Here is a 16,030-nt window from a genome sequence, read left to right as displayed (position 1 = left end):
GGATCAGCCCGCATTCCGGGGACCTGTTTGCCGGAACGACAGCACCCGTTTAAGAAGCCTCATGACCCAGACCTACACCCACAGCCCCAAGCCCTTCGGCGGGCCGATCTCATTCACCCTGGAGGGTAGCACGCTTACGGTTGATTCCGGCCGCAAGGTGCATGAGGTCCAGCTCGGCGCGGTGGACACCGTGCGCATGACCTTCGAGCCCGGACGGCTGGCCAATAAGTCTTACCGCACGAAGGTGGTCATGAAGGACGGCAAGTCCTTCACCTTCAACTCCCTCGACTGGAAGAGCCTCGTGGAGGCCCAGGAGATGACAAAGGAATACCGCGCCTTCGTGAAGACCCTGTGCGAGGCCATCATCCGGGCGAATCCCGAGGTCCAGTTCGTGGCCGGCAAGCCGATGGGCCTGTGGCTGCCGACATCAGGCCTCGCCATCGCATCCCTCCTGGCCATGGCCTACCTGATCTGGCAGGCGTTCCAGATGGGGGCGACCTCCGTGGCGCTGCTGGGAATTCTTCTTGCCATCGTGGGCTATTGGCAGATCGAGCCGATGATCCGCCTCAACAAGCCCCGCCCCTTCCGCTCGGAAGCGCTGCCGGAAGAGCTGCTGCCGAAGGCATCTTAATCTCTGCACCTGTCATTCCGGGCTCGACCTATGGTCGCCTCGGAATGACAGCGGAGCTTAACCCTAAGCCCGCACCACCAGCACCGAGCATCGGGCGTGCCGCACGATGGTGGAGGCGTTGGAGCCGATGAGATAGGTTGCCATAGTGGGCCGATGCGAGCCGACCACGACAAGGTCGGCGCCGGTCTGCTCGGCCTCGTCCAGGACTTCGGCGTAGACGGAGCCGAGACGGACCACCGCCGAGACGCGCTCGGCCGGCAGCGCGACGCCGGCCGCCATGTCAGCAAGCTTGACCTCCGCCTCGCCCTGCTGCTCCTCGTCGAAGGCCGGGGGCATGAACTCCATGTATGTGACCGGCACAATGGCCCGCACATAAATCAGCCGCAGGGAGCCGCCTGAACTCCTGGCGAGTTCGACCGCCTTATCGATCGCAGGCTTGGCTGCTTCGACTTCGCCGAGATCGACGGGAACGAGAATGGTCTTGAACATGATCTGCCTCCAGGTTCAGCCCTGCCGGGTGGGAGTGTGAACGACGAGACCGTCGAGCTCCGGCCGCACCCTGATCTGGCACGAGAGCCGCGAATTGGGGCGCACATCATAGGCGAAGTCGAGCATGTCCTCCTCCATGGGCTGAGGCTGGCCGGTGGCGGCTTCCCACTCCTCGGCGACATAGACATGGCAGGTCGCGCAGGAGCAGGCACCGCCGCATTCGGCCTCGATGCCGGGAACGCCATTGCGGATGGCGGTTTCCATAACGGTTGCGCCTTCCTCCGCCTCGACGGTGCGGGAGGTTCCCTCGTTATCGATGAACGTAATCTGGATCATTGCGGGCCTCTGCTTGCTGGCGCATATTTATGCCAGACTGCGCCGGAAGACGAGAGACGGGCGCGGCATATGCCGTCTTTTTGCCGCATTGTGCCCCGTAGTGCAGGTTACTAAGCCGTTAACGACGTTCGCAAGTGACAGGGGACAATTGGTTTCCTTGTTTCAGATCGGCCGCTAGACTTGCTTGGTAAATGACAGATTACCGTGCGGAAGTCCCTCTTAGGGTCGGCCGTAGCGGCTGTGGCCATGCATTCACCTTGCTTTTCGTGAAGAGAGTGCGGCTTCAGAATCATCAGTTGCGTCACGAGGGCGGATCATGGCGACCGAGAACAAGAAGATGAAGGACCCGGCTGAAGCAGCCCTCACGGCTGTGGAGCAGGCACTCAACCTTGACGAGACTTTCGTGATCCACACCCCGTCTCGGCCGGGTGACAAGCCCTTCGGCGACGAGCCCAAGCTGCCCGACATCGACGATCACGACTTCACCAGAGGCCCCTTCGGGCTTGGCTCCGACTCCCTCTCCGCTCACGCCGACGACCACGATCCGCGGCTCGACGATAGGGCCCGTTCCGGTTTCGTCGCCCCTGACCGGAATGCCGTTGCCAATGACGACCGCCAGAATGTCGGCGTGATGCTGCAGGCCCTGCAGGTACGCCCCTCCCGTCGGGCCTACTGGATGGCCACGCTTCTCTCCCTGCTCTGGCTCGGTGGCATCGGTGCCCTCGTCTACACCCGAGGCGTCACCACGCCCGAGCAATTGCTGGCTACGTTCTCCATGTCCCAGCTGGCGCTCGGCGCCGTTGGGCTCGTCGGGCCGATCTTCCTGTTTTTCATCGCCGCCATGCTCACCGTCCGGTCGCAGGAGATGAAGATGGTGGCCCGCGCAATCGGCGAAGTGGCCACGCGCCTTGCCCAGCCCGAGAGCTTCTCTACCGATGCGGTCCTCTCCGTCTCGCAGGCTGTGCGCCGTGAAGTGGCGGCCGTGGGCGATGGCGTCGAGCGGGCCCTGGCCCGCGCCGGCGAACTCGAGACCCTGGTGCGCAGCGAAATCTCCACTCTGGAGCGCGCTTATTCGGACAACGAGATCCGCATTCGCTCGCTCATCGACGAGCTTGTGGCACAGCGTGAGGCCATCGTGTCGAACGCGGAGCGCGTGCGCGGCTCGATCAACGGCGTGCACCAGAACCTGATCCAGGATCTCGACGGCGCCAGCGAGCGCGTCGTGTCCGCCGTCAGCGGCGCGGGCGATAAGGTCACCGCCTCGCTCGAGAAGCAGGGCGATCACATTACCCAGGCTCTCGGCCGCGCCGGCGAGCGTGTCGTCGAGGAGATGGCGAGCCGCGGCGTCGAGCTGGTCGACCGCCTCGCAGGCTCCAGCGACGAGATCAAGAACGGTATCGCAGAGGTGGGCGTCACCATCACGACAGCTCTCGAGAGCAAAGCCCAGGACATCACCGGCGCCTTCGAGCGCACCGGCGATCTCCTGACCCGCCATCTGCAGGAAGGTGCGAGCCAGGTCACCCGCACGCTGGCCGAGACCGGCCGCGGCGTGATCGACGCCCTCGCCCAGCAGGGCAACGACGTGCGCGAAGCCTTCGAGCAGACCGCCCGTACCCTGGAAGACAGCTTCGCCCAGCGCGGATCCGAAATCACCGAGAAGCTTGCCGCCACCGGCGGTGTGATCGCGGACGACATCTCCGCCCGCACGGCCGAGATGCGCGACCAGATCGCGGCGGCCGGCACCTCCGTGAGCGAAGAGATCGTGACCCGCGGCACCCAGGTGCGCGAGCAGCTCTCCGAGACCGGCGCCACCCTGGTTCAGGCCCTCACCACCAGCAGCGGCACCGTGCGCGAGGAGTTCTCCCTTACGGCCTCCTCGCTCATCGAAGAGCTTGCCACCCGTGGCAGCTCCCTGCGCGAGCAGCTCGCCAGCACCGGCACCGGCGTTGTCGACGAGATCGTGCTGCGCGGCAACGAATTCCGCGAGAGCCTGGCGACCACGGCCGGCGACGTCACCCGCGAGATCAGCCAGCGCGGCAGCGAGGTGCGCGAGCACCTGGAGAGCGCCGTGCGCCTCGCCGACGAGTCCATCGGCACCCGTGTCGAGGATCTCGCCAGCCGGCTTGAGACCGCCAGCCTGCGCGTCAGCGAATCCGTCACTGTTCAGGGTCAAGCCCTCGAGACGAGCCTCACCCAGGCCGGCGAGCGCCTGTCGACCCTCATGGGAACACAGGTCGTGGAATTCCGCTCCGCGTTCGAAAACCGCGGCCAGGAATTCTCCGAGACCCTGTCGCTCCATACCGAGGACGCACAGACCCGCCTCGCCAACACCGCAAAGGACATCGTCCTCGCCATCGCGAGCCAGGGCTCGCGCGTCAACGAGGCCCTCAACCGCACGGCCGAGACCCTGTCCACGACCGTCGACACCCGCACCCGCGAGATGGAAGAGACCCTTGTGGCCCGCCTTACGGCCCTGGAGGACGTCACCACCCGCGGCAGCGAAGTGGCCGAGCGCATCTCCCGCGATGTGGGCAGCATGACGGAGACCATCACCGGTCGCCTCGAAGAGATGGACCGCCTGATCACCGTACAGGGCCGCACCGTGGCCGAGTCCTTCACCGAGCGTGCCCGCGAGGCGACCACCGCCATCGAGACGCAGCTTTCGGCCCTTGAGGACCATGCCTCCCGCCGCACCACCGAGATCGCGGCCAACTTCGACACCATCGTCGAGCGGGTCGACAGCGTGCTCGGCGCCCGCTCGACGGCTCTCAACGAGGCCCTCGTCGTGCGCACCGGAGAGATGGCCCGCGTCATGGCCGAAGGCGGCCGCGACGTGGCCACAGCCCTCCAGGCCCGCGTGGACGAGATCAGCCAGGCGATCACGGCCAAGACCAATGCCATTGCCGACACCCTGTCTTCCAAGGCAGAGCAGATCGGCCAGTCCCTCGACGGTCGCATCACGGCGATCAACGAGGTTCTGGGCACCCGCGCCGACGAGATTTCCGAGACCCTCGGCGCCCGTGCCTTCGAGATCAACCAGACCCTGGGCAGCCGCGCGGAAGAAATTGCCGCGACGCTGGGCAGCCGCACCGAAGAACTCGCGGCCGCTCTCAACCAGAGCGTCACTATGCTCGAGGACAGCGTCGTCAACCGCCTGACCGGCGCTGCCGAGACCATCGACGAGCGCGGCCAGGCCGTGCTCGGCTCGCTCACTGGCCGCATCGGCGAGATCCGCTCGATCTTCGACACCCAGGGCGCAGCGCTCGTCGAGAGCCTAGGCAGCCGTGGCGATGTCATCGGCCGTGAGGTTGCCGCCATCAGCGACGCGACCTTGCGCAGTCTTGAAGAACGCAGCACCACCCTCCTTTCGTCGCTCCAAGAGCGCACGATGGAGCTTACCGCCTCCTACCTGCAGTCGACGGAAGCCGTGCGTGCGTCCATCAACGAGGGAACCGAGCAGACGGTGGAGGCCCTCACCGGTGCCAACGAGCGCCTGCGCGGTGAACTCACCGACGTGCTCGGCCGCCTGACCGACGCCAACCGCATGCTCCAGCAGGTGGCAGCTTCTGCCAGCAGCAATCTCGGGGCTGTCGAAGACGGTCTCGCCGGGCGCGTCCAGCACATCGAAACGCTCCTGTCCGAGATTGCCACACAGACCGGCCGCGCCTCCGATCAGGTGGCCGAACAGGTCGACGAACTGCGCAACGTGTCGTCCAGCGCGATCCAGCAGGCGCTGGAACTGGCCCGCAGCCTCGAAGAGCGTGGCCAAGCGCTCACCAGCACCACAGGTGAGCAGATGCGCACCCTCACCGAGGCGGCGACCGCCCTGGAGCGCGTGGAAGCGCGCATGAACGAGGCCCTCTCGAGCCGCCAGCAGGCCCTGGATGAGCTCCTGACCCGGATCGGCGAGCGCTCGCAAGATCTCGAATCCGTCACCCGTTCCTTCACCACCCTCCTGGAGGGCTCTCTCCAGAATGCCGAAGCCAAGGCGCGCCAGATCGGCTCGGTCCTGTCCTCGGCGGCCGACACCACCACGGCCGCCATCGGCGAGCAGTTCGAGCGCATCCGTGCCACCACCGGTGCAGAAAGCGAGCGGACGGCGGAAGCCCTGCGCGCCAGCTACGAGCAGGCGACAGCCGAGATGGCCGAGGCCTTGGGCAACGCCACCGCGAAGTTCCGCGATGCCATGGGCGAGCTGCGCGGCATGACAGGCCACATCCAGCGCGAGCTGGAGGCCACCCGCGCCGAACTCCGCCGCGGCGTCGTCGAGCTGCCGCAGGAGACCCAGGAAACTACCGCCAACATGCGCCGTGTCGTCGCCGACCAGATCAAGGCTCTGAACGAGCTTTCGGCTCTCGTGTCACGCTCGAACCGCCTGGTCGACGCGGCTCCTGCGGCCCAGCCGCGCAAGGCCGCCGTCAACGAAACCCCGGTTGCCGCGACCATGGCGGCGGTCGCCGCCGCGGTCGAGCAACGTATCGCCCAAACACCTGCTCCGGCGCCTGCCCCGACGCCCGCCCCTGCTCCGGCTCCCTTGGCGCGTCAGGCGGAACCGAAGCCTGCGCCTGCCCCGGCTCCCGTGCGCCAGGCCCCGCCTGCGGCTGAGCGCCCGGCCCCGCGCCGTCAGGAGGCCCCCGCCCCAGAGGCTGGTGCCCGTGGCGGATGGCTGTCGGATCTTCTCAACCGCGCCTCACGCGAGGACGCTGTGGAGCCGGCACGCAGCACTGCAGGTCGTCCCGATCGCGCCCGCACCAACAGCCTCGAGTCGCTCGACTCGATCTCGGTCGATATCGCCCGCATGATCGATCACGACGCGGCCGTGGAGCTCTGGGACCGCTACCGCCGCGGCGAGAGCAACGTGTTCACCCGCCGGCTCTATACGCTGCAGGGTCAGCAGACCTTCGACGAGATCCGCCGCAAGTACGGCCGTGACGACGAGTTCCGGCAGACGGTGGACCGGTATGTGGAAGAGTTCGAGCGCCTGCTCGCCGAGGTCTCCCGTGACGACCGCGACTCCATGCTGACGAAGACCTACCTCACGTCTGAGACCGGCAAGGTCTACACCATGCTGGCCCATGCGAGCGGCCGGTTCGACTGAGCCGTCTAGACTCAATTGAATACGAAAAACGCGGCCTTAAGGCCGCGTTTTTCGTTGTCGATGGTCTGCTAATGCGCCGGAATCATTCCCGGCCGGAGCGCAGCGGAGGGGAAAGGAATTCAGTCATACCCTGAGCGCCATGGATCCCCTTCCCTCGCTGATGCTCGCCGGGGATGACACCCTCTTCGTCATGGCCGGGCTTGTTCCGGCTATCCCGATTGTGAAAAGCGTATGCGCCCTTCCGAAACGAGATCACCGGCACAAGGCCGGTGATGACAAACGAAATGGTCGATATTGTGCTGAATGGCTCTCTAAGCCGGTGCCTTGTCTTCACCCGCCGCAGCGGTGCCCGGATCCTCGCGGCGGGGCAGCTGGCTGCCGCTCACCCAGCGGACGATGTCGAGCATGACCACGGAGAGCGCCTCGTCGAGGGCGCGTGCCGCGTTCGGGGCGTCGACGGCGCTGGCTGGAACGCTGGTGCGGAAGATCCGGCCATTGACGATGCGGCCATCGCGGTCGCTGACGATCTTCACGGAAATTTCGGCGACCGCCTGATTATCGGGGGTCGCGATCTCGAAGCGCCGCAGCTCGGAGATGAGCTGGACGTCGGCCACCGCACCGCTGCTCGGTCGGGAGACTCCGCGCAGCTGGGAGGCGTTCTCGAAGGTGTTTATCAGGCGGGTCTGGATCAGGCGGGGCAGGTTGTCGGCCCACTGCCCTCCTCCGATGAACGACACGGAGCCGCTGGCATCTTTGACCAGGATCTGTTGGGTCGAGAGCTGCTGCAGAGCTGCGGGCTCGTTCACCAGAACCTGAACGCCGGAAGCCCCCCGGATCCGGGCGGACGGCGCCGAAAGATCGAAGGTCGCGGGCGCAGGGCCCGACGAGCAGGCGCCCGTCAGGGCAGCCAGAACCGCCACCGGGGCAAGGCGCCGGAGCATGCAGGCTCGTGCAGTCACGGGAGTTAACACGGAGGATCCACGCATACTGGTTACTTAACGACGTCCATTGTACTCGGGGAGGTTCGAACGGCCACCGAAAAGAAACTGCTGTGGATTACGTTCGATGCTGCGCACCGCGCGGCTGATATCGCCCAAGGTCCTGCGACCTTCGACGGCCAGCGCCTCGTATTCCCGCAAGCCCGAATCCGTGAACCGACCCACGCCGGACAAGACGCCCTGGATGCCCTCAGTGCGCTGGTTGAGATCGTCGGCCAACTCCCGCACGGAGACGGCGGCAGCACGGATCTCATCGAAGGCGCCCTTGCCTGCCTCGCCGGATGCCGAGCCCAGGAACTTCTCTGCCCCTGCCAGAACGCCGTCGATGCGGTCCGCCGACTTGTTCAGCTTCTCGGTGATCGAGCGTGCCTCCTGGATCGCCTTGTCCACGTCAGGGCTGCGGCGGCTCAGGGTCTGGGTGAATGTGTCGATGTTGTCGACCGTGCGACCGACCTTGGCAGGGTCAACGGCCTGGGCCAGTTCGGTGATCTCACTCACAGCCCTGTCCAGCTTAGGCGCGGTGACATTGAGAGACGCAATCAGGCTCGCGGCATCCCGGAGGGCATTGTTGATCGTCTCGCGGTTTTCGCCGAGAGCCCTGGTGAAGTTGTCCGTGTTCTCGACGATCCGGGACACCCGCTGCCCGTCGATGGAGTTCGCCAGCTCCTCAACCTTGTCGACCGTGCGGCCGACCTTGACTGGATCGATGGCCTTCGCCACGTTCGAGATGTCCCCTATGGCGCTGTCGAGCTTGGGCGCAGTTTCGTTGAGGCGAGCCACGAGGCTATCGGCATTGCGCAGGGTGCTCTCGACCGCCTGCCGGCTTTCGCCCAGGGCCTGGGTGAAGCCTTCCACATTCTCGACGATGCGCGTCACCCGCTGCGGGTCGACCGCGCGCACCACCTCGTCCACATTGGTGGCGAGCGTCTCGAGCTTCTCGGCCAAAGGCCCGACCTTCTCTGCTGCCTGCCCGACCTGGGCCAGGAAGCGGTCGATGCCCTCCGCGTTCTCGCCCAGGGCCTGAGAGAAGCGCTCCACGTTCTGGATCGTACGGCTGATGGCGCCTTCGTTGTCGGTCACGACGCGGCCCACCCGTTCCAGCACGTCATCGGCCCGGCGGGCGATGTTGCGGGCGCTTTCGATGAGATCCTGGAAGTCGGAGCGGTCGGCGAAGATCGTCGGCATGGGCTGGCCGGGGCCGGCGACCAGCGGAGGCGCCCCCGCCTCGCCGCCGGTGAGACCCACATTCGCGACGCCGGTCAGGCCCTGGTATTCCAGGCGGGCGCGGGTGTCGGCTCGGATCGGCGTGCTGCTGTTGACCGACGCGATGGCCACCACCCGGCGCGGATCCTCCGGCAGAAGCTCAAGACTTGAGACATCGCCGACCCGCAGGCCGTTGAAGGACACGCTAGAGCCCTGAGAAAGACCCGAGACAGAGCCGGAAAACACGATGCGGATCGTCTGGCGCGCCTGACCGCGTTCGCCACCGGAGAACCAGTAGACGAAACCGAAGGCCGCTGCGATCACCGCCAGGGTGAAAAGGCCGATCAAGGCGTAATTTGCACGCGTTTCCATCGTTACCCTTGCGCGCCGCCGGTCATGACCGCGCGTGCCCGTTTCCCATGAAAATAAGAGCGAAGCCACGGATGGTCCGAGGCCAGCATCGCCTCGATAGGACCCTCCGCGAGGATTTTCCCCTCGCCCAGAGCCGCTATCCGGTCGCAGACCGAGTAGAGGCTGTCCAGGTCATGCGTTACCATGAATACGGTCAGGCCTAAAGTCCGCTGTAACGTCGCAATCAGGTCGTCGAACTCGCCGGCGCCGATGGGGTCGAGTCCGGAGGTCGGCTCGTCGAGGAAGACGATTTCCGGGTCGAGGGCCAGAGCCCTGGCTAGGGCCGCGCGCTTGATCATGCCGCCCGATAGCTCGGAGGGCAGTTTGTCGGCGGCGTCGGGGCTGAGCCCCACCATCTCGATCTTGAGCATGGCCAATTCGTCGAGCAGGCGGTCCGACAGGTGCAAATATTCGCGCATCGGCACCTGAATGTTCTGCTTGACGGTCAGGGCCGAAAAGAGCGCGCCCTGCTGGAACAGCACACCCCAATGACGCTCCAGCTGCCGGCGCTCGTCCGAGGACAGCTCGTCGAGGTTGCGGCCCAGCACTTCGATGGTGCCGGCGCGCTTGCGCACGAGCCCTAAGATCGCGCGGGTCAGGACCGACTTGCCCTGACCGGAGCCGCCGACAAAGCCCAGGATCTCGCCGCGATACACATCGAGATCGAGGCCTTTCAGGATGGTCTTTTCCCCGAAGCCGACCTCCACGCCGCGAACGCGGATGATCACCTCGCGGTTCTTCGTCAGGTCCGGGTGGCGGCGCTCGAGCATCATCTCAGTAATTGATCGCTGCAAAGAACATGGCGAAAAGGCCGTCGAGCACGATGACCATGAAGATGGCCTTCACCACCGAAGAGGTCACGTGGCGGCCGAGCGATTCGGCGGATCCGGCGACCGCCATGCCTTCCAGGGTCGCGATGATCCCGATGACCACTGCCATGAAGGGGGCTTTGATGAGGCCGACCAGGAAGGTGTTCATGCCGACCGCAGCCCTGAGACGATCAAGGAAGATGTCGGGGCTGATGCCGCCATAGACCCAGGTCGTCAGCCCGCCACCCACCAGCGCCGCGATGGAGGCGATGAAGGTTAGGAGCGGCAGGCCGATGATGAGGGCCAGGATGCGAGGGACGATCAGGACCTCAATGGGATCGAGGCCCATGACCCGCAGGGCATCGATCTCTTCGCGCATCTTCATGGACCCGATCTCGGCCGTGAAGGCCGAGCCGGAACGGCCCGCGACCATGATGGAGGTGAGCAGCACGCCCAATTCGCGCAGGACCAGGATGCCGATGAGGTCGACGACGAAGGGCGTCGCGCCGAACTTGACCAGCTGGAAGATGCCCTGCTGGGAGACGATGCAGCCGACCAGGAACGAGATCAGCACGATGATGGGCACGCCGCGATAAGCGATCTGCTCCAGCTGGTTGATCACCGCAGTGCCCCGGAAGCGGCGGGGATGGATGACCACGCGCACCATGGCGGCAACGAGTTCCCCTAAGAATCCGACGCCACCGACCAGATCCTTGCCGGCACCGGCCACGCTTTGCCCCACATCGACGAGGAAATCGACCGACCGGGCATGCCGGGGCTTCGGCTCGCCCTCGAAGTCGCGATAGGCCGCCTCCTCCAAGAGGATCTTCTGCTCCGGCGAGGCATTGGCGAAATCGGCCTGACCCTTGGCCGAGAGCTCATGGCGGGTCCTGTCGAGGGTCCAGGCGCCGAGGGTGTCTAGGCGCTCGACGCCGCTGAGATCGAAGAGCACGGGGAAGTGATCGGCTTCCGCCTCGATCTCGCCCACGAGAGCCTCGACCCGCTGGGCATGCGGCGCCGTCCAGGGGCCGGACAGACGGATTGTCGTCTGCCCGCCTGCGCGGTCGATCGTCATGTCCGGCCCTTGAGCCAGGGTGCCCTGCGCCACGATTGTCCTTTCGGCATTGATTCCGCTTGGTGATAGCGTGTCATTGCGCCACAAGTCGAGACGAACTTCATCACGAGAAGCCAAGAGAATGCGTCATCTCACCGTTTCCATCGACCGATTCCCCATCGCCGGGAAGTTCACCATTGCCCGTGGCTCCCGCACCGAGGCCGTTGTGGTCACCGCCACGATCAAGGAAGGTGAGGCCGTCGGGCACGGGGAATGCGTGCCCTATCCACGCTACGGTGAGACGGTCGAGGGCGTGGCGGCGGCCATCGAAGCCCTCCGCCCTCAGATCGAGGAAGGCCTGACCCGCGAGGCTCTCCAGAGCCTGATGCCGGCTGGCGCGGCCCGGAATGCGGTCGATTGCGCCCTATGGGATCTCGACGCCAAGCGCTCCGGCATCCGCGCCCATGTGACTGCAGGCCTCACCCGCTGGCCGCCGGTGACGACCGCCTACACGATCAGCCTCGACACACCAGACGGTATGGCGGAGGCTGCCGCGAAGGCCGCGGAGCGGCCGATCCTCAAAGTGAAGTTCGGGGCTCCCGACGGCGACATCGAGCGGATCAGGGCGGTGCGCCGGGCCGCTCCCCAGGCGACGCTGATCGCTGACGCCAACGAGGGCTGGACCGAAGCCAATATCGAGCGGCACCTCGCCGCCTGCGCCGAGGCCGGCTACGCCCTGGTCGAGCAGCCGCTGCCCGCCAAGGAAGACGGTTACTTAAGCCGGATCTCCCGTCCCGTGCCGATCCTGGCGGACGAGAGCGTGCACGACCGGGCGAGCCTGGACCGGCTGGTGGGGCTCTACGATCTCGTCAACATCAAGCTCGACAAGACCGGCGGCCTGACGGAGGCTCTGGCTCTCGCCGATGCGGCGGAGGCCAAGGGCTTCTCGATCATGATCGGCTGCATGGTCGGAACCTCGCTCGCCATGGCGCCCGCCCTGGTGCTCGCGCCCCGCTCCCGCTTCGTCGATCTCGACGGCCCGCTCTTGCTGGCCAAGGACCGGGAGCCGGGCCTGCGCTATGAGGGCAGCATCGTCTATCCGCCGGAGCCCGCCCTTTGGGGTTGATGCCTCTGTAAACGAATAACGACCAGCATCAGGACGACTCCGATGGCTCCCAACGGAGCCATCGCGGCAAAGACTCCTGCCCCCACTTCGCTGTAGATCAGGCCGCTTACCACCGTGGAGGCAGCCGTCGTCAGAGCGGCAAGGGACCCATAGATTCCCTGCGCCCGTCCCCTCGCCTGCCTGGGGGCAAGCGCCGTCAGGGCCGCCATGGTGCCGATATGGGTCGCAGCGAAGGACAGGGCGTGCATGGCCTGGAGCACGAACATGACCTCCACGCCGGGCTGGAGCGACATGATCGTGAAGCGGATCGCCGCCGCGGCCGATCCGACCAGAATGAGCCCCACGCCCGATCCGCGCCCGACAGCCCGGCCCAGGAAGATGAAGACCAGGATCTCGGTGATCACACCAGCGGCCCAGAAATAGCCGATGACCTCGTCCGAGAACCCGATGGAGCGCCAGTAGATGCTGGCAAAAGCATTCAGCGCGCCATGGCTCCCCTGGGTCGCGGCACCTGCAATCAGCACGATCCAGAGGATGAGAGACAGCTTCGGGGCGGCTCGGTCGGTCCTGGGCTCATCCTCGACCGGATGTTCGTGGACATCCCGCGGAACCACCGTGAAGGTGGCGACGGTTCCGAGGATCGGGATGAGCGTCAGGGCAACGATGACCGCATCCGGTCCGAAGGCCCCCACCAGATAGCCGCCGATGATGTTGGTGATGAAGAAGGCCACCGAGCCGGCACCCCGGATCCGGCCGTAGTTGAGGCCGGGATGCTTCTGGACAGCATTGGTGGAGACGAGATCGTTGCCAGGGATGATGCAGGACTGCGCAACGGCCACGAGGGCCACGAGGGCGATGATCGCGACGCTGCTGTCGCTGAGCAGGAACAGGGGAAAGCCGATCAGCTGGCCGAGATGGCTTGCCAGGAGAAGCCGCCGCGCTCCAAGCGTGCGATCGGCGAGGCTCATGAGCGGCGCAGTCGCCAGGATGCGCACCACGATGGGGATGGCGACGACGAACCCGATGAGCGTCGGAGACAGGTTCTTGCTCTGGAGCCAGAGCGGGAAGAACGGCAGGTACATCCCATGGCTGGTGAAGCTGGCGGCCTGAAGGGCGCCCAGCCGAAGTTCGAGAGCTCTGATCGGACGCATCGCAGGCAGGGTCTTCCAGGGCAAAAATGGCTTAAATCAACAAGAATACGGTGCAAGATGCCCTCTCTAAAGCGTTAGAGGGGTTGAGCGTGCAGCCGGTTTGGACCCATCTGATGGGAGAGTGGAATCAGACCCTGGCGCAGATGGATCCCGGCACCATGCCCGATGAAGAGACAGACGTCACGCTCAGTGACCTGGATTTCGACACCATCGAAGCCGCCGTCATGGAAACGGCCCGCGGCCGGTGGTTCCTGAAGGAATATGCCAGGCGCAACCGCAACTCGGATACGCAGGCCGTGCTGGAAGCCTTGTACAAGCTGAAGGACAGGCCGCTCGACGCCAGCACCGTGGCCCCCCTCAAGGCCCATCTGGAGGAGATGGCCACCACCATCCGGCGGACCATGGAGGAGGTGCGATCCTTCCCGGCAAGCGCGTTGGCCGACCTGTCGGAAACGGAGCTTCAGCAGGCCGCCGAACAGCGCGTCCGGCAGATGATCAGGACGCTGCTCTATCTCGAAGGCCAAATCCAGCACATGGTCGACCTCGACAGGGTCGAGATCGAGCGCACTGAGGTCTCGCTGGAATCCGACCCTTTCGACGGTGAGAAGGCCCGGGACCTCCATCCTCACCCTGCCTTTTTGATGTAGGGACGGCTAGAGCCTCGGACCCAAAAGTGGACTTGCACTTTTGGGATCAGTCCGATGCTAAATCCGTTGAGTGGCGCATCGTGTGGACTGGAAAACCGGATCCACTTTTCGCTAGCGCGGCCCGCTGGGTCCGCACGATGCGCTAAGGCTCCGCGTGGGCGGTCTCGATGTTCGAGAAGAATTGCCGGGCACTCTCCTGCCAGGTGAAAGTCTCCCCATAGGCGCGGCACCTATCCTTTGGGATGTCGAGCGCCTTGAGGGCTGCCTCCCGCAAATCCTCCTTGAGAACTCCACAGCCGGACGTGCCAATCACATCCGTGGGTCCCGTCACCGGAAAGGCCGCGATCGGCAGCCCCGAGGCGAGCGCCTCGAGCAAGACGATACCGAAGGTATCGGTGAGGCTCGGGAAGACGAACACATCCGCCGAGGCATAGACCCGCGCGAGATCCTTACCCGTCAGCGGGCCGAGGAAGCGAACCGCCGGGTACTTCGCCTCCAGCTCCAGGCGAGAAGGGCCATCGCCGACGACGACCTTGGTGCCGGGAAGATCCAGCTCCAGGAAAGCCTCCAGGTTCTTTTCAACGGCTATGCGGCCGACATAGAGGAAGATGGGCACTGCCGAGTCCAGAACCCGCTCGTTGCGCGGCCGGAACAGGGTTGTGTCGACGCCGCGCGTCCAGCGCATGATGTTCCTGAAGCCGCGCCCGGCCAGCTCCCGTTCGAGAGAAGGCGTGCTGACCATCATGGCGCGCGCGCTTTGATGAAAGCGCAGGAGCGCCCTGTAGGACCAGGATTCCGGGATCGGCGTTCGGGCCGCAACATATTCGGGAAAGCGCGTGTGATAGCTGGTGGTGAAAGCCCGCCTCTGACGTGAGCAGACGAGGCGCATGGCAAGGCCGATCGGTCCTTCGGTCGCAATGTGGACGTGGGTGGGCTTCACCTCGTCGAGGATGCGGGCGATGACCCCCGGTCGGGTCAGCGAGAGACGGATCTCCGGATAGGTCGGCATGGGGAAGGCGCGGAAGCGCTCCGGCGTTACAAAGACGACTTCGGCGCCGAAGCGCGGCGCCTCCTCGGCCATATGCTCCAATGAGCGTACCACGCCGTTGATCTGGGGCCGCCAGGCATCGGTGGCGATCAGCACGCGCATCAGGCCGCCTTCTCGTTGACCGTGGGCATAATGGCATTCTGTTCCGCAGCCTTTTCCAGCTGGACGTCCGTCCACCGGACGAGCTGGAAGGAGCCGTCGTAATGCTCCACCACGGCGGTGCAGGACTCGACCCAGTCGCCGGTGTTCACGTAAGCCACGCCGAACTGCTCGTGCATGACCGCATGATGGATGTGGCCGCAGATCACCCCGTCTGCCTGATGGCGCTCGGCCTCGGCGGCGAGCAGTTCCTCGAAGCGGCTGATGTAGTTGACCGCGTTCTTGACCCTCAGCTTGGCCCAGGACGACAGGGACCAGTAGGTGAGGCCGAGGCGCCGCCGGATCATGTTGAGATGGGTGTTGATGAAGAGGGCGGCCGTATAGGCCCCGTCTCCGAGGAGTGCCAGCCAGCGGGCGTGCCGGACCACGAGATCGAACTGGTCCCCATGGATCACGAGGTAGCGCTTGCCGTCGGCGGCTTCGTGCAGGGCGTAATCCGCCAGTTCGATGCCGCCAAGATTGACCCCGAGATAGTCGCGCAGGAACTCGTCGTGGTTGCCGGGAAGGTAGATGAGGCGAGCCCCCTTCCGGACCTTGCGCAGGAGCTTCTGCACCACGTCGTTATGGGCTTGGGGCCAATACCAGCCCGCTTTCAGCTTCCATCCATCGACGATGTCGCCGACGAGATAGATGGTATCGGCATCGTAGGCCTTGAGAAAATCGAGCAAAGCGTGTGCCTGGCACCCCCGGGTGCCCAGATGGAGGTCCGACAGAAACAGCGTTCGCACGCGAATGGGATCTGCATCCTGAGCCATGGGCCTCCCCGACGAGCTTGCGAATTCCAGACAACCGGATTCGCATCTCGTCCCCATGACGGTTTGCCTGCAGATTTGTGACGGCGCGGAAATCCGGTTCCAAGACGGTGTGATT

General features: G+C 65.3%; 13 protein-coding genes. 4 read left to right on the top strand and 9 right to left on the bottom strand.

Translation table 11 applies throughout. The annotated features are described in order from the left end of the window. Positions 1-61: 61 nt before the first annotated feature. Complete coding sequence (locus tag I2H36_RS01845; protein WP_196262180.1) at positions 62-631, top strand: hypothetical protein; 570 nt, start codon at positions 62-64, stop codon at positions 629-631. A 63-nt stretch (positions 632-694) separates the two neighbouring features. On the opposite strand, the gene I2H36_RS01840 is transcribed toward I2H36_RS01845, so the two are convergent. Together I2H36_RS01840 and I2H36_RS01835 are read right to left on the bottom strand one after the other, a co-directional pair. Further along, positions 695-1,120 (bottom strand): universal stress protein, encoded by a 426-nt coding sequence (locus tag I2H36_RS01840; protein ID WP_196262179.1) that lies wholly within the window; start codon positions 1,118-1,120, stop codon positions 695-697. A 15-nt stretch (positions 1,121-1,135) separates the two neighbouring features. Beyond that, complete coding sequence (locus I2H36_RS01835) at positions 1,136-1,456, bottom strand: 2Fe-2S iron-sulfur cluster-binding protein (protein ID WP_196262178.1); 321 nt, start codon at positions 1,454-1,456, stop codon at positions 1,136-1,138. 316 nt (positions 1,457-1,772) lie between these two features. On the opposite strand from I2H36_RS01835, the gene I2H36_RS01830 reads away from it, so the two are divergent. Continuing rightward, positions 1,773-6,554, top strand: a complete 4,782-nt coding sequence (locus I2H36_RS01830; RefSeq protein WP_196262177.1) for an apolipoprotein A-IV repeat region-like domain-containing protein — start codon at positions 1,773-1,775, stop codon at positions 6,552-6,554. A 311-nt stretch (positions 6,555-6,865) separates the two neighbouring features. Here the strand turns inward: I2H36_RS01830 and I2H36_RS01825 are convergent, their stop codons facing one another. The 4 genes from I2H36_RS01825 to I2H36_RS01810 are packed head-to-tail and all read right to left on the bottom strand — an operon-like array spanning position 6,866 to position 11,050. Beyond that, entirely contained in the window at positions 6,866-7,495 is a 630-nt protein-coding gene (locus I2H36_RS01825; RefSeq protein ID WP_246718597.1) for an ABC-type transport auxiliary lipoprotein family protein, read from the bottom strand. A gap of 54 nt (positions 7,496-7,549) precedes the next feature. After that, the gene (locus I2H36_RS01820) at positions 7,550-9,127 is read right to left on the bottom strand and encodes an MlaD family protein (protein WP_246718596.1); all 1,578 of its coding nucleotides are present in this window, start codon (positions 9,125-9,127) and stop codon (positions 7,550-7,552) included. A gap of 2 nt (positions 9,128-9,129) precedes the next feature. Then, positions 9,130-9,936, bottom strand: a complete 807-nt coding sequence (locus I2H36_RS01815) for an ABC transporter ATP-binding protein (protein ID WP_196262581.1) — start codon at positions 9,934-9,936, stop codon at positions 9,130-9,132. A gap of 4 nt (positions 9,937-9,940) precedes the next feature. Next, positions 9,941-11,050 (bottom strand): ABC transporter permease, encoded by a 1,110-nt coding sequence (locus tag I2H36_RS01810; protein ID WP_196262175.1) that lies wholly within the window; start codon positions 11,048-11,050, stop codon positions 9,941-9,943. A 121-nt stretch (positions 11,051-11,171) separates the two neighbouring features. Here I2H36_RS01810 and dgcA point away from each other — a divergent pair, with 121 nt between their 5' ends. Then, entirely contained in the window at positions 11,172-12,155 is a 984-nt protein-coding gene (gene dgcA / locus I2H36_RS01805; RefSeq protein ID WP_196262174.1) for an N-acetyl-D-Glu racemase DgcA, read from the top strand. Here dgcA and I2H36_RS01800 read toward each other — a convergent pair. Continuing rightward, on the bottom strand, positions 12,125-13,306 hold the full coding sequence (locus I2H36_RS01800; RefSeq protein ID WP_196262173.1) for an MFS transporter: 1,182 nt from the start codon (positions 13,304-13,306) through the stop codon (positions 12,125-12,127). The genes dgcA and I2H36_RS01800 overlap by 31 nt on opposite strands. A gap of 113 nt (positions 13,307-13,419) precedes the next feature. On the opposite strand from I2H36_RS01800, the gene I2H36_RS01795 reads away from it, so the two are divergent. Continuing rightward, a complete protein-coding gene (locus I2H36_RS01795; protein ID WP_196262172.1) occupies positions 13,420-13,953 on the top strand; it encodes a hypothetical protein in 534 nt (177 codons plus the stop codon). 142 nt (positions 13,954-14,095) lie between these two features. On the opposite strand, the gene I2H36_RS01790 is transcribed toward I2H36_RS01795, so the two are convergent. After that, positions 14,096-15,103, bottom strand: a complete 1,008-nt coding sequence (locus I2H36_RS01790) for a glycosyltransferase family 4 protein (RefSeq protein WP_281432960.1) — start codon at positions 15,101-15,103, stop codon at positions 14,096-14,098. Then, positions 15,103-15,915, bottom strand: a complete 813-nt coding sequence (locus I2H36_RS01785; RefSeq protein ID WP_196262171.1) for a UDP-2,3-diacylglucosamine diphosphatase — start codon at positions 15,913-15,915, stop codon at positions 15,103-15,105. The genes I2H36_RS01790 and I2H36_RS01785 overlap by 1 nt, the downstream gene beginning before the upstream one ends. Positions 15,916-16,030: the final 115 nt, after the last annotated feature.

Origin of the sequence: Microvirga terrestris, assembly GCF_015694425.1 — a bacterium.
In the GTDB taxonomy this organism is placed as follows: domain Bacteria; phylum Pseudomonadota; class Alphaproteobacteria; order Rhizobiales; family Beijerinckiaceae; genus Microvirga; species Microvirga terrestris.
Note: the sequence above shows the minus strand (reverse complement) of the source record. Positions and strands in the feature narration are given on the sequence as shown.

What these genes read in the sequence shown, in the direction of transcription:
- I2H36_RS01845 (WP_196262180.1), top strand. Translation starts at nt 62, where the DNA reads ATGACCCAGACCTACACCCACAGCCCCAAGCCCTTCGGCGGGCCGATC.
- I2H36_RS01840 (WP_196262179.1), bottom strand. Translation starts at nt 1,120, where the DNA reads ATGTTCAAGACCATTCTCGTTCCCGTCGATCTCGGCGAAGTCGAAGCA.
- I2H36_RS01835 (WP_196262178.1), bottom strand. Translation starts at nt 1,456, where the DNA reads ATGATCCAGATTACGTTCATCGATAACGAGGGAACCTCCCGCACCGTC.
- I2H36_RS01830 (WP_196262177.1), top strand. Translation starts at nt 1,773, where the DNA reads ATGGCGACCGAGAACAAGAAGATGAAGGACCCGGCTGAAGCAGCCCTC.
- I2H36_RS01825 (WP_246718597.1), bottom strand. Translation starts at nt 7,495, where the DNA reads ATGCTCCGGCGCCTTGCCCCGGTGGCGGTTCTGGCTGCCCTGACGGGC.
- I2H36_RS01820 (WP_246718596.1), bottom strand. Translation starts at nt 9,127, where the DNA reads ATGGAAACGCGTGCAAATTACGCCTTGATCGGCCTTTTCACCCTGGCG.
- I2H36_RS01815 (WP_196262581.1), bottom strand. Translation starts at nt 9,936, where the DNA reads ATGCTCGAGCGCCGCCACCCGGACCTGACGAAGAACCGCGAGGTGATC.
- I2H36_RS01810 (WP_196262175.1), bottom strand. Translation starts at nt 11,050, where the DNA reads ATGACGATCGACCGCGCAGGCGGGCAGACGACAATCCGTCTGTCCGGC.
- dgcA (WP_196262174.1), top strand. Translation starts at nt 11,172, where the DNA reads ATGCGTCATCTCACCGTTTCCATCGACCGATTCCCCATCGCCGGGAAG.
- I2H36_RS01800 (WP_196262173.1), bottom strand. Translation starts at nt 13,306, where the DNA reads ATGCGTCCGATCAGAGCTCTCGAACTTCGGCTGGGCGCCCTTCAGGCC.
- I2H36_RS01795 (WP_196262172.1), top strand. Translation starts at nt 13,420, where the DNA reads ATGGGAGAGTGGAATCAGACCCTGGCGCAGATGGATCCCGGCACCATG.
- I2H36_RS01790 (WP_281432960.1), bottom strand. Translation starts at nt 15,103, where the DNA reads ATGCGCGTGCTGATCGCCACCGATGCCTGGCGGCCCCAGATCAACGGC.
- I2H36_RS01785 (WP_196262171.1), bottom strand. Translation starts at nt 15,915, where the DNA reads ATGGCTCAGGATGCAGATCCCATTCGCGTGCGAACGCTGTTTCTGTCG.